Annotated in this window: 11 protein-coding genes and 1 pseudogene; 2 read left to right on the forward strand and 10 right to left on the reverse strand. The window is 65.9% G+C overall.

Translation table 11 applies throughout. The features are described 5' to 3' along the window. Positions 1-34 precede the first annotated feature (34 nt). Positions 35-2209: a CDC48 family AAA ATPase gene (locus tag NDI85_RS01535; protein WP_188995158.1), complete on the forward strand. Its 2175-nt coding sequence runs from the start codon at positions 35-37 to the stop codon at positions 2207-2209. A 240-nt stretch (positions 2210-2449) separates the two neighbouring features. Here NDI85_RS01535 and NDI85_RS01540 read toward each other — a convergent pair whose 3' ends face one another. The 5 genes from NDI85_RS01540 to NDI85_RS01560 form a co-directional block, all read right to left on the reverse strand. Beyond that, entirely contained in the window at positions 2450-3472 is a 1023-nt protein-coding gene (locus NDI85_RS01540) for a DUF4349 domain-containing protein (RefSeq protein ID WP_310914718.1), read from the reverse strand. A 79-nt stretch (positions 3473-3551) separates the two neighbouring features. Then, positions 3552-4370 (reverse strand): nitrilase-related carbon-nitrogen hydrolase, encoded by an 819-nt coding sequence (locus tag NDI85_RS01545; RefSeq protein ID WP_188995154.1) that lies wholly within the window; start codon positions 4368-4370, stop codon positions 3552-3554. Further along, positions 4367-4798, reverse strand: coding sequence for an SRPBCC family protein (locus tag NDI85_RS01550; RefSeq protein WP_188995152.1), 432 nt, complete (start codon positions 4796-4798; stop codon positions 4367-4369). The genes NDI85_RS01545 and NDI85_RS01550 overlap by 4 nt, the downstream gene beginning before the upstream one ends. A gap of 38 nt (positions 4799-4836) precedes the next feature. Next, positions 4837-5061: a hypothetical protein gene (locus tag NDI85_RS01555; protein ID WP_166970245.1), complete on the reverse strand. Its 225-nt coding sequence runs from the start codon at positions 5059-5061 to the stop codon at positions 4837-4839. A gap of 57 nt (positions 5062-5118) precedes the next feature. Continuing rightward, positions 5119-5346 (reverse strand): hypothetical protein, encoded by a 228-nt coding sequence (locus NDI85_RS01560; protein WP_227015542.1) that lies wholly within the window; start codon positions 5344-5346, stop codon positions 5119-5121. 89 nt (positions 5347-5435) lie between these two features. Between NDI85_RS01560 and NDI85_RS01565 the strand changes: the two genes are divergently transcribed. Then, positions 5436-6674 (forward strand): LEA type 2 family protein, encoded by a 1239-nt coding sequence (locus tag NDI85_RS01565; protein ID WP_310914719.1) that lies wholly within the window; start codon positions 5436-5438, stop codon positions 6672-6674. 14 nt (positions 6675-6688) lie between these two features. Here the strand turns inward: NDI85_RS01565 and NDI85_RS01570 are convergent. From NDI85_RS01570 to NDI85_RS01590, 5 genes and pseudogenes are all read right to left on the reverse strand, one after another. Further along, positions 6689-6856 (reverse strand): annotated as a pseudogene (locus NDI85_RS01570) (aldehyde dehydrogenase family protein); the annotation flags it as partial. Positions 6857-6948: 92 nt separating this feature from the next. Beyond that, the gene (locus NDI85_RS01575; RefSeq protein ID WP_166970241.1) at positions 6949-7983 is read right to left on the reverse strand and encodes a phosphate uptake regulator PhoU; all 1035 of its coding nucleotides are present in this window, start codon (positions 7981-7983) and stop codon (positions 6949-6951) included. Between the two features lie 104 nt (positions 7984-8087). Beyond that, positions 8088-9161, reverse strand: a complete 1074-nt coding sequence (locus tag NDI85_RS01580) for an ATP-NAD kinase family protein (protein WP_188995148.1) — start codon at positions 9159-9161, stop codon at positions 8088-8090. Positions 9162-9365: 204 nt separating this feature from the next. Further along, positions 9366-10061 carry a molybdopterin-binding protein gene (locus NDI85_RS01585; protein ID WP_188995147.1) on the reverse strand — a complete coding sequence of 232 codons (696 nt, stop codon included), beginning with the start codon at positions 10059-10061 and terminating at the stop codon, positions 9366-9368. A 44-nt stretch (positions 10062-10105) separates the two neighbouring features. Beyond that, positions 10106-10897, reverse strand: coding sequence for a DUF5803 family protein (locus NDI85_RS01590; RefSeq protein ID WP_166970235.1), 792 nt, complete (start codon positions 10895-10897; stop codon positions 10106-10108). Positions 10898-10900 lie beyond the last annotated feature (3 nt).

Genomic DNA, 10900 nt, shown 5'->3' on the forward strand with positions numbered 1-10900 from the left:
AACCCTCAAGAGGACCGGACGGCTAGCCGACGGCATGAGCGGGTCCAGCGACGGCGGTATCGAACTCACTGTCGAGGGAGCGCACAAACGCGACGCCGGCCGCGGCATCGCGCGCCTCCCCGAGTCCGTGCGGAGCGAACTCGGCGTGCTGAGCGGGTCGCCGGTCATCATCGAGGGCGAGCGGATGACCGTCGTCAAGGTGTGGCCCGGCGACGACGACGGGTCGACGGTCCGCATCGACTCCGATACGCGGGCCAACGCCGGGGTCAATATCGGCGACACGGTGACGGTTCGAGCCGGCTCTGTCACCGAGGCGAACACCATCAGTATCCAGCCGATGGAACCCCTGCCGGGTACCGACGAGTACGAACACATGGTGCGGACGCGACTGGTCGACCAGATGGTGCAGGCCGACGAGCGGACCCACATCGACGGCCTCGGGACGTTCCGCGTCCTCTCGACCGACCCGGACGGGCCGGTCCGCGTCACCGACCGGACTGACGTCTCCCTTCTCCCACGTACCGAGGACTCCGGCGGTGACACGAGCGACCACCAGACGGGCGCTACGGAGCCACAAAACGCCGGACCGGCGGCGACGGAGACCGGCGTGAGCTACGAGGACATCGGTGGCTTAGACGAGGAACTCGACCGCATCCGGGAGATGATAGAGATGCCCCTCTCGGAACCCGACGAGTTCCGACGGCTGGGTATCGACCCGCCCAGCGGCGTCCTCCTGCACGGCCCGCCGGGCACCGGGAAGACGCTCATCGCCCGCGCCGTCGCCAACGAGGTGGACGCGTACTTCGATACTATCTCCGGCCCGGAAATCGTCTCGAAGTACAAGGGCGAGAGCGAGGAGCGACTGCGCGAGGCGTTCGACCGCGCCGAGGAGAACTCCCCCGCGATTCTGTTCGTCGACGAAATCGACTCCATCGCTGGCTCCCGGGACGACGACGCCGACATGGAGAACCGCGTCGTCGCCCAACTCCTGACGTTGATGGACGGCCTCGAAGACCGGGGCCGGGTGGTCGTCATCGGCGCGACCAATCGCGTCGACGCCGTCGACCCCGCCCTGCGCCGCGGCGGCCGCTTCGACCGCGAGATCGAAATCGGCGTCCCCGACGAGGGCGGCCGGCGGGAGATTCTCGACGTCCACACGCGGGATATGCCTATCGACGACGGCGTCGATCTAGACCGCATCGCCGCCCAGACCCATGGCTTCGTCGGGGCCGACCTCGCGTCGTTGACGACGGAGGCCGCGATGTCGGCGCTGCGGGCCAAACGCGAGCGCGAACCGCGTGAGCGCTCGGACCGGGAGGGCGATGACACCGAACGTAGCGAGGACGCCAAGGTGACACAGAGCGACTTCGACGCGGCGTTGGCGACGGTCGAACCCAGCGCGATGCGGGAGTACGTCGCCGAGTCGCCGGCGGTGTCGTTCGACGACGTGGGCGGACTCGGCGAGGTCAAACAGACGCTCACCGAGGCCATCGAGTGGCCCCTCGAGTACGGCGACCTGTTCTCCGTGACGAAGACGGACCCGCCGAGCGGCATCCTGCTCTATGGCCCGCCGGGAACCGGGAAGACCCTGCTCGCGCGCGCCGTCGCGGGCGAAAGCGACGTGAACTTCATCCACGTCGCCGGGCCGGAGATAATGGACCGCTACGTCGGCGAGAGCGAGGAAGCGGTGCGAGAACTGTTCGAGCGCGCCCGTCAGACCGCACCGAGCATCATCTTCTTAGACGAAATCGACGCCATCGCCAGCCACCGCGGACAGGGCAACGAGGTGACCGAACGGGTCGTCTCCCAGTTGCTCGCAGAACTGGACGGCATCACCGAGAACCCGAACCTCGTCGTCCTCGCGGCGACGAACCGGCGGGACATGATAGACGACGCCCTCCTCCGGCCGGGCCGTCTCGAACAGCACGTCGAAGTGCCGAACCCCGACCACGACGCCCGCGAGGCGATTCTCGACGTGCACACGGACGGCAAGCCGCTCGCCGACGGCATCTCCCTGTCTGCCCTCGCGGCCGAGACGGAGGGGTTCTCCGGGGCGGAACTGGAAGCGGTGGTTCGCGAGGCGTCGATGCTCGCCATCCGCGAGGCCGCCGAAGAGATGGGGCCCGAGGAAGCCAGCGAACGTGCCGACGACGTGACCATCACTGCCGAGCACTTCCAGCGAGCGCTAGCGCACAAAGCGGAGCGTTGAAACACGGGACGTCTGTTGGACTCGTCGCTACTGTATCGAACACCCAGAGAGTGGAACGGTGGATTGGGCGCCGCCGACGAGGAGTGACGTGAAAGGCTGTCCGGACAGCCTTTGGCGGACGAGCGACGCCATGTGGCCGAGCAGCGAGACGGACTGTTGTACCGGCATCGACGTGAAAAGCGCCTTGCCGGCGAACACACGTAGCGGAGCCACCGATAAAAAAGGCCCGGTGTCCGGCCCTTATCGCTCGTCGTCGGCCGCCGACTCCGTCTCGTCGTCCGACGCAGTGGCCGCTGTGCGTACGTCCTTCTCGTCGCTCCCGCTATCGCTGTCGCCGCTGCTCTCGTGGTCGCTACTGTTCTCGCTCCCGCCGACGAACGGGAGTCGACGCCCACGGAGGACTCGACGCAGGCCGAACGCCGGAACGGCCAGCACGCCCAGCCACGGCGCCGCCGCGGCCAGCGTCACCAGGGTCGCCCGCCCGAAGACGTAGACGTCGTTCACTGACCGGAGGAAGACGGCCGCCAGCGACTGCTCGTGGTACTGGGTCCGAATCTGGCTGATGCCCGGTTCCGGTTCCTGCAGTTCCACACGGATAGTGGAGTACGCCACGCGCTGTTCGAGCGAGCGCTGTTTGGCTTCGAGTTGTTCTATCTGGCCCTGCACCTCGGAGAGTTGTTCTTCGATGCGGAGCAGTTCCTCCGTGTCGTTGGCCTCGTCGTAGAACGTCCGGAGGCGGTCCCGGCGCTGTCGCAGGTTCTCCAGTCGCGCCTCTAAGTCGACCAACTGGTCGGTCACGTCGTCCGTCTGGGTCTCCTCGCTCAGGACCGTTCCTTCCGCGGCGATGTCGTCTTGCATCGCCCGGTACTGCTCGTTGGGCACTCTGACGACGACGTAGCCGGAGATCCACGTCTCGTTGCCCGAGCGGTGAAGGCGCTGGTTCGACCCGCTCACGTACCCGCCGTACTGTCGGGCCTGTGAGGCGATGGCTGTACGACTCTGCGAGAAGTTCTCCACCTCGACGACCATCCGCCCGGTCTTGATTATCGCCCGTTGCTGGACCGCCGCGTCGACCTGTGCGCTCCCCCCGCCGCTCGTATCGGCGCTCTGTTGGTTTGCACCCTCTGCGGCAGGCGCGGACCCGTCACCGCCGTCGGCAGACAGTTCGGCACCGTCGCCGCCGGCCGGGTTCCCGCCCATGCCCGCACACCCGGCGAGCAGGAGGGTCAGGGCCAGCGCGACGACGAGTGAGTTCCTCGACATGACGACTACGTATCGTCGTCGCCAGCGTATAGTGTCGCCGGACGCTCAAAGCGCGCTTTGTGTGAAAGAGCGACTGAACCTATCGGAACTCTGTCCGTCGGTCGTCGAGCGCCGGGAACGCCTCTCGGACGGCCGTGACTCGCTCCGGGTCGACGGTCGCACTCACGAGCGCCGGGTCGTCGGCGGAACTGGCCAGCGCCGTCCCCCACGGGTCGTACACCGTGGACCGGCCCAGCAGTTCCGCGTCCTCGAACGACCCGACGCCGTTGGCCGCCGCGACGTACAGCTGATTCTCGACGGCGCGGGCCTTCGGAAACAGCTTCCAGTGCTCGACGCGGGGGTAGGGCCACGCGCTCGGGACGAGCGTCAGCGTCACGCCGTCGTCGACGAGTCTCCGGTACAGTTCCGGGAACCGGAGGTCGTAACACGTCGTCACGCCGACGGTGAACCCGGCGAAGTCGACGGTCGGGAGGTGTTGGCCCGGTTCGAGGAGGTCCGTCTCGGCGGACCCGTAGCCGAAGAGGTGGTGTTTCCGGTAGATGGCGCGACGCGTCCCGTCCCTGTCGAAGAACACCGCGGTGTTGGCGAGTCCGTCCTCGACGGGCACGTCGATGCCGGCGGCGGCGCTCGCGGCGAGGTCCTCGACGACACTCCCGGCGAGAATCGCCACGCCGTGTTCGGCGGCCGCCTCGCGCACGGCGGTCAGCGTCTCACCCTCGACGCCCTCCGCGTGCCGTGCGTAGCTATCGAACGCGAAGTACCCGACGTTGAACAACTCCGGCAGGACCACGAGGTCGGCCCCGTTCGCGGCCGCGCGGTCGATGGCGTCGATGGCCCGTCCGACGTTCGCGCTCACGGCCGCGGGTTCGACCGCAATCTGGGCGAGTGTGAGCCTCATACTTCGACTTCGAGATAGTCACGCAGTGCCTGTTCGAGGTTCTCCATCTCGCCGTCGAGATTCCGCTTGAAGAACCGTTCGACGCCGGGGAGTTTGCCGTCGACGACGAACCGATTGGTCAGTTTCGTCCCGCCGCTCTCGGTCGGTTCGAGTTCGTGTTCGCCCTGTACCTGCATCACTCTCGACCGACCGACGAAACGGACGTACTCGGGTTCACGCCGCTCTACGTCCCGCGTCTCGATGCGGATCGTTCGATCGATGATCGGAATCGGCAACGAGATGTGCCACGTCGCTTCCTCGTCGTTCGTGACCTCCCAGTCCTTGACGACGCTAATCGGGCGTGCCCGCTGGTCCGGGTCGGCGATGAACGCCCAGACTCGCTCGGGAGGTGCCGACACAGTCATCGACCGCTCGACCCGGACAGTCATGCACGTAGCTCAGGTTTCCGCCGGAATGAATCCACCGACTAGCTCGTCGTCACGCGCCACGTCGTCGAGCGGGCGCGGCCCCATTTCTCGATGTCTACCTCGTCTGCCTCCTCTGCCAGACGGGGTAACCGAGCGCCGACCTGTTTCGAGGACAGGCCGAGCTGTGAGGCGATGTTCTTGGCGCGGAAGTAACTCTCACCCCGCGAGACGCTCTCCCGGAGGTACTCCAGAATGCGTCTGTCCTCCTCGCTGAAATCGACCATAGAAGAGGTACGTTCTGAACGGTTTTAATCGTTCCTTTCGGCACCCACCCGCGATCTTCAGGCGTCGTAGACGTGTATCGCGACGAGCGCCAGGCTCGCTGCGAGCATGGCCACGCCGAAGCCGACGCCGCTGTTCAACAACAGCCCGCTCGTATCGAGTTCCTGTGCGTGCCGGATGGCGTAGTTGTAGCTGTTGACGGCCGTCAACACTGCGGCGCCGACGGCGACCACCCCGAACAGGACGCCGAGCCCGATACCCATATCAGTCTGCGATTCCGTCGCCATGCGAGTGAGTTTCCGTGTTGCCCACTTAGTTCATTCGGGCCAGTCACCAGCCACAGGACATATAGCGACAGACGAGAGAGCGCCGTGTAATGTTTAGACTCGGGCGCTTGAAACTGCTCGTCGTCGTCGTGCTCGCTCTCGGCACCGCTGGCGGTGCCGCGTTCGCCCTCGGCGCCGTCGGTGCACCGACCGTCGAATCCGTCGACAACCACTTTGCGGGCGTCTCGAACGAGACGACGGCGGTCCACACGAACCTCACGGTGAACAACCCCAACCCCGTCGGGGTGCAACTCGGCGGGACGGCTGTCGACTACACTGTCGCGATGAACGGCGTCCCGATCGCCAGCGGTGACAAGAGCGGGCTGGCGCTGGCGAAGGGGAACTCGACGCTCGCGTTCGCCACCCAGATGCAGAACGGACAGATTCCGCCGTGGTGGCACACCCACATCGAGAACGGCGAGACCACCGAAGTGACCATCGACGCCGACGTCTCCTCGTCGATGCTCGGCGGTCGCTCGCTCTCGGTGACGCAGGACAAGACCATCGAGACGGACATCATCGGCCAGTTCAACTCCACCGAGACGCGGCCAGTGAACGCGAACCAGCCACTCGTCTCGGACCCGGTGCTGTACATCAACGAGACTCGCGGGTCGTGGGACCGGGCGAACCTCACGGAGTCCGAGACGCCGATGGACCTCGCCTTTACCGTCTACAATCCGAAACCCTACCCCTACACGGTCTCGAAAATCGGCTACGAGATATCGATGAACGACGTTACCGTCGGGGAGGGTGAGACAGAGCGCGGCTACACCATCGGGCCGGGCCAGACGGAGACTATCGAAGCGGACACCGCCATCCAGAACGGGAACCTCGACCGGTGGTGGGTCACCCACCTCGAACGCAATCAGGTGACGGACCTCTCTATCGACTTCTACCTCGTCCTCGAAGGGGGCGGCGAGCAGTTCCGCATCGACCTAGACGCCATCGACTACGAGACGACCATCGAGACGGATATCTTCGGCAACAAGGCACAGTACCCGACCGGCGAGAACGCGACGACGGAGTCCGACTCGGCGAACGAGTCCGAGTCTGCGACCGAGACGCCGACGCCTACCCCAATCGAAACTGACGACGGGATTCTGGGCGGTGGCAGCACCGAAACGACGACGGCGACTACCGAGACGGCGACGGACGACGGCGTCCTCGGTGGGAGCGACAGCACCGACACTGCGACGGCCACCGAGGCGGAGACGACGACTGCCACTCCGACGGCGACCAGTACCGAGACGGTGACGGACGACGGCGGCATCCTCGCCCTCGGTCGCTGAGCGCCGCGGTCCCGCTATTCGACCCAGACGGTCTTCCTGTCGACGAACTCCCGGATACCGGGACCCGAGAGTTCGCGGCCGTAGCCGGATTGTTTGATGCCGCCGAAGGGAACCCGTGGGTCCGACTTGACGAGTTGGTTGACGTAGACACAGCCAGCGTCGACGCGGCCAAACACCTCCTCGGTGTCCGCGGGACACCCCGCTGGACGGGTCGCTCTCCGGCGGCATAAGCGCCCGCGCCGTCGCGACGAAAATCGGCTGATTCCGACGACCGTTACTGGATGGTCGTGTGTTCGGACTCCTCGTCCAGCGCGAGGTTGGTCGCTATCTCCGCGTTCCTGACGGCGTACTCGGCGGTCTGCTGGAGGCTGACGAGCACTTCGCGGACCTGCAGCAGTTTCTGGTTGTCCATCTCCGGCAGGTCGTTGAGGATATCGTGTTCCTTATCGCCGATGTCGGAGTACGCCTCACTGACCTCGATGGCGGTGTCGTAGTTCCGGTTGACGGCGGCCTGTACGGCCATCGCGGTTATCTCGTTGACCTCGTCGGTGAAGTCACGGATGCGCCGCATCGTCGAACTGTCGACGTCGAGGGCGTGGTCGGGCGCTTCCAGCGCGATCTCCGCGATGTCCTCGGCGTTGTCGGCGGTCAGTTCGAGGTTCTTCGCGATAGAGCGGTACCCGATGAGCGGGAAGCCGTCTTCGAGCCCCACCGCCCGCGCGAGATTGGGGTTCTGATAGGAGGTGAAGATGAGGCGAAGCAACAGGACGAAAATCTTGTTGGCCTGCCGTTCCCGGTTCAGCGCCCGCTGGGCGAGGTCGGGGTTGCCGTGAGCGAGCGCCTTGACCGCCTCGTTACGCATGGTCGACCCGGTCGACTCCAGTCGTTCCAGTAGGTTGTCGAGCGTGAAGTCCTCGGGGTCGACCGAACAGCGGATGGTGATGCGCTGGGGGGTCTCCTCGATGACACCCAGCCCCATCAACTGCGTCTCTGCGTTGTAGACGGCGTTGATGTGGGCCGAATCGAGCGTCTGCCCCTCGGGGGCTTCGACGTGGATGATGCGCCGACCGAGGACGTACTGGGCGACGATGGCCCGTTCGACGGCGTCGGCATCGAGGTTCTGGGCGTGGATTATCGCCTCTGACTCCTCGGTCTGGACGGACTCGGGCATCACAGTCAGCGTGCCTTTCCCGCCCATCCGGAGTGACACTTCGTCGCCTTTTTCCACGTCGTGTGCGCTCGCCCACTCCGCCGGTAACGTCATAGCGAGGGTGGAGGGACCGAGGCGCTGGACTTTCCGCGTTTCCATATGGCCTTTCTTATACGCCACCGACCTTAATCTTCACTATACACCAATTAATGCCGACAGTCGAATACAATCACTTGATGTGGCCGGCTGTCGACCCACGTCTGTCAGGCGACGACTTCGACGAGGCGCCGTTCGTACCGTCCGACGCGGACTTTGAGCCACCCCTCTAGTTCGGCGTCTAACGCCGAATCACCGGTGTCGACACGGAGCGTCCCGATGTCGTCGAGTTTCCGACGGGACGCGACGACTTCGACGTCGCAGTGACGGATGACTGCCGGCGAGAGCTGCTGGTTGCCCCGTCCGAAGACGAACCCTTGCCCGCCGATGGGCGAGACGACGATGACGTTCTCCTCGCCGAGTGCGTCCAGAATGTCCGATTCGGCGGCGTCCGCGACGAGCAGGTCCCCGTCCCGCCAGACGTCGACGCCCAGCGTCGTTCCGTCGAACCCCAGTTTCGCTTTGATTGCCCCGACGGTACTCCCGGGTCCAAGCACGTACGTGACGCCCGGGCGAACGCCTTCGGCGACCCCCTCGGCGAGCGTCTCGACGGTGCCGCCGCCCAACTGCTTGGCCGACTGGCGCTGGTCGGCGACCGGGACGGTGGCGACGGCCCGCAGTTCGGTCACCACTTCGCCCCCTCTGAACGCGTCCTCGTCTATGTCGTTGACCTCGGCGGGTTCCGTCTCCGAGAAGGACCCGAGGATGCGTCCGGCCGCGCGGGGCGAGACGCCGAACACCGACGAGTACACCTTGACGCCCGCCGGAACGCCGAGAATCGGCGTCTCGTCGTCCAGTTCGTCGAGCGTCTCTGCCACGTCGACGGCGGTGCCGTCCCCGCCCACGAACCCGATGCCGTCGACGCCGTGGTCGACGAAGGCCCGGACCGCTGCTCTGGTGTCTGCACTCGAAGTCACATCCGGGTTCTCGGGGTGGCCGACGACCACCGGGTCGAACCCCGCCTCGCGGGCGAGCGAGGCACCCATCGGGTCGCCGTAGGTGAAGAGTTCGACGTCCGCACCCGTGGCTGCAAGTGCTTCGAGTGCGTCGTGTGCCCGGTCCGGGGCGCGCTGTTCGGCCCCGCGCTCGCGTGCTTCGGCGACCTTGCCGTCGGTTCCCTTCAGTCCCACGCGGCCACCCATGCCCGCGATGGGGTTGACCACGACACCGATACGTCGCATAGCAGTCGGTTGGATACCCGGCGGCAAAAGGCACCCGGGAGCGTGTCTTTCAAGCCACCCGCCACTGAAGTGCCGGTATGCTCGAACTACTGCAGGCGAACGTCCAGACCGGCGTCATCAGTGCCGCCGGGGCGGTCATCACGCTCGGCGGGCTCTTGCTTACAGCACTCTGGCTCCAGTACCTCTACCGCTGAGTATCGGTGCTCACTCGGTCTCGGGTGCGTCGACTCGCTCGTGTAGCCACGCCGCCGCTTCTTCGACGACGGCCTCGTCAGGCCCCTCGAACCGCACTGTGACGGTCTCGCCGGGATAGCTCCCGACCTTGACGGGGAACCGCTCTTGTACCGCCGCGAGTCTGTCGAGGAGCGCGCTCTCGGGTTCGGCGGCGTCGACGGTCCGGACGTACTGTTTCTGGCCGCTGAACTCCCCGGCCACTTCCTCGAACATCCGCTTCATCTCGTCGGGAACGCCGGGAAGCACGTAACACTGTTCGACTACACATCCGGGAGCGACTCCCTCGTGATTCGGGAGGACGCGGCTCCCCTCCGGCACCTCGCCCGTGCCGTCGGTGAGGTCCTCACGGGTGTAGCCGCCGTGTTCTTCGAGCCACGCCAGGGCCGCCTCGCTCTCGACCACGTCACGACCGAACGCGGCCGCGACACCGTCTATCGTCACGTCGTCGTGGGTCGGACCGAGGCCGCCGGTCACGATGACCGCGTCGTACTCGGCGTGATACTCGTTGACGACCCGTGCGATGTCGGCGATCCGGTCCGGGACGACGGTCGTTCGCTCGACGGTGACGCCGCGGTCGGCTAGCTGTCGGCCCAGCCACGCCGCGTTCGTGTTGACCGTCTCTCCGGCGAGCAGTTCGTCTCCGACCGTGACCACCGCGACGCGCATACACCGGGGTACGGTGTGGCGATACAAATACTGTTTGTCGTCCGTCAGCGCATTCCCGGCGGCGGACCGCGGTCCCGCGGGTCGTCGTCCTCTTGCTCCTCTTCGAGGTCGATGCCAGCCTCCTTGCGCTTTCGTTTGACCGCCTGCAACTGTCGGTAGTAGTACAGCGTGCCGCCGCCACCGATCAGGATAGCCACGAGGGCGAGGCCACCGAAGATGAGCAGGTCGCGTTCGAGATAGTACCTGACGCTCACCTGTCGGGCGTCGACCGGTTGGGACCACCGCACGGTCATTCGGTTGGTCTCCTCGTCGACGCCGGTCTCGTAGCCGCCGGGGCTGACCTGCGAGAGCATCGGGATACCGACCCGAGCCCCCGGTGGCAGTGTCACCTGATAGGTCGCACCATCGAGGTGGGTCGGTGTCGCGTAGGACTTCCCGCTGCGCGGGGCACTGTAGGCGACCTGTCCGGTGACGTTGCCCGGGAACCGGATGGTCGTTTGACTCCCGCCACGGGTGGCGTTGAGCGACGAGTTGGCCTCCGTGATGACGGTACCGTTCGCGTAGCGGAACTTCAGCGCCCGAATCGGGACGGCCTGTTCGCGCCCGAGGCCGTCGCGGTCGTACACCTCGAAGGTGTCGTTGTTTCGGACGTCGTAGACCGCTCTGTACGACGATCGGTCGAGGACGACAGACGCGTTTGACTGCGTGTCCCAGTCGTAGGTGGCGTTCTGGTTGAGTTGGTTCGGGTCGATGTTCTGTTGCCCGAATATACCACTACAGCCAGAGAGCGCGACCAGCGCGACGATACCGAGGAGAGCGAGGTGGCGACGTTGCATAGC

It is taken from the genome of Haloarcula sp. S1AR25-4, assembly GCF_031624555.1.
Classification (GTDB): Archaea; Halobacteriota; Halobacteria; order Halobacteriales; family Haloarculaceae; genus Haloarcula; species Haloarcula pellucida.

Bases quoted from the DNA above. Each gene is read 5' to 3' on its own strand.
- NDI85_RS01535 (WP_188995158.1), top strand. From the start codon at position 35: ATGAGCGGGTCCAGCGACGGCGGTATCGAACTCACTGTCGAGGGAGCG.
- NDI85_RS01540 (WP_310914718.1), bottom strand. From the start codon at position 3,472: ATGTCGAGGAACTCACTCGTCGTCGCGCTGGCCCTGACCCTCCTGCTC.
- NDI85_RS01545 (WP_188995154.1), bottom strand. From the start codon at position 4,370: ATGAGGCTCACACTCGCCCAGATTGCGGTCGAACCCGCGGCCGTGAGC.
- NDI85_RS01550 (WP_188995152.1), bottom strand. From the start codon at position 4,798: ATGACTGTCCGGGTCGAGCGGTCGATGACTGTGTCGGCACCTCCCGAG.
- NDI85_RS01555 (WP_166970245.1), bottom strand. From the start codon at position 5,061: ATGGTCGATTTCAGCGAGGAGGACAGACGCATTCTGGAGTACCTCCGG.
- NDI85_RS01560 (WP_227015542.1), bottom strand. From the start codon at position 5,346: ATGGCGACGGAATCGCAGACTGATATGGGTATCGGGCTCGGCGTCCTG.
- NDI85_RS01565 (WP_310914719.1), top strand. From the start codon at position 5,436: ATGTTTAGACTCGGGCGCTTGAAACTGCTCGTCGTCGTCGTGCTCGCT.
- NDI85_RS01575 (WP_166970241.1), bottom strand. From the start codon at position 7,983: ATGGAAACGCGGAAAGTCCAGCGCCTCGGTCCCTCCACCCTCGCTATG.
- NDI85_RS01580 (WP_188995148.1), bottom strand. From the start codon at position 9,161: ATGCGACGTATCGGTGTCGTGGTCAACCCCATCGCGGGCATGGGTGGC.
- NDI85_RS01585 (WP_188995147.1), bottom strand. From the start codon at position 10,061: ATGCGCGTCGCGGTGGTCACGGTCGGAGACGAACTGCTCGCCGGAGAG.
- NDI85_RS01590 (WP_166970235.1), bottom strand. From the start codon at position 10,897: ATGCAACGTCGCCACCTCGCTCTCCTCGGTATCGTCGCGCTGGTCGCG.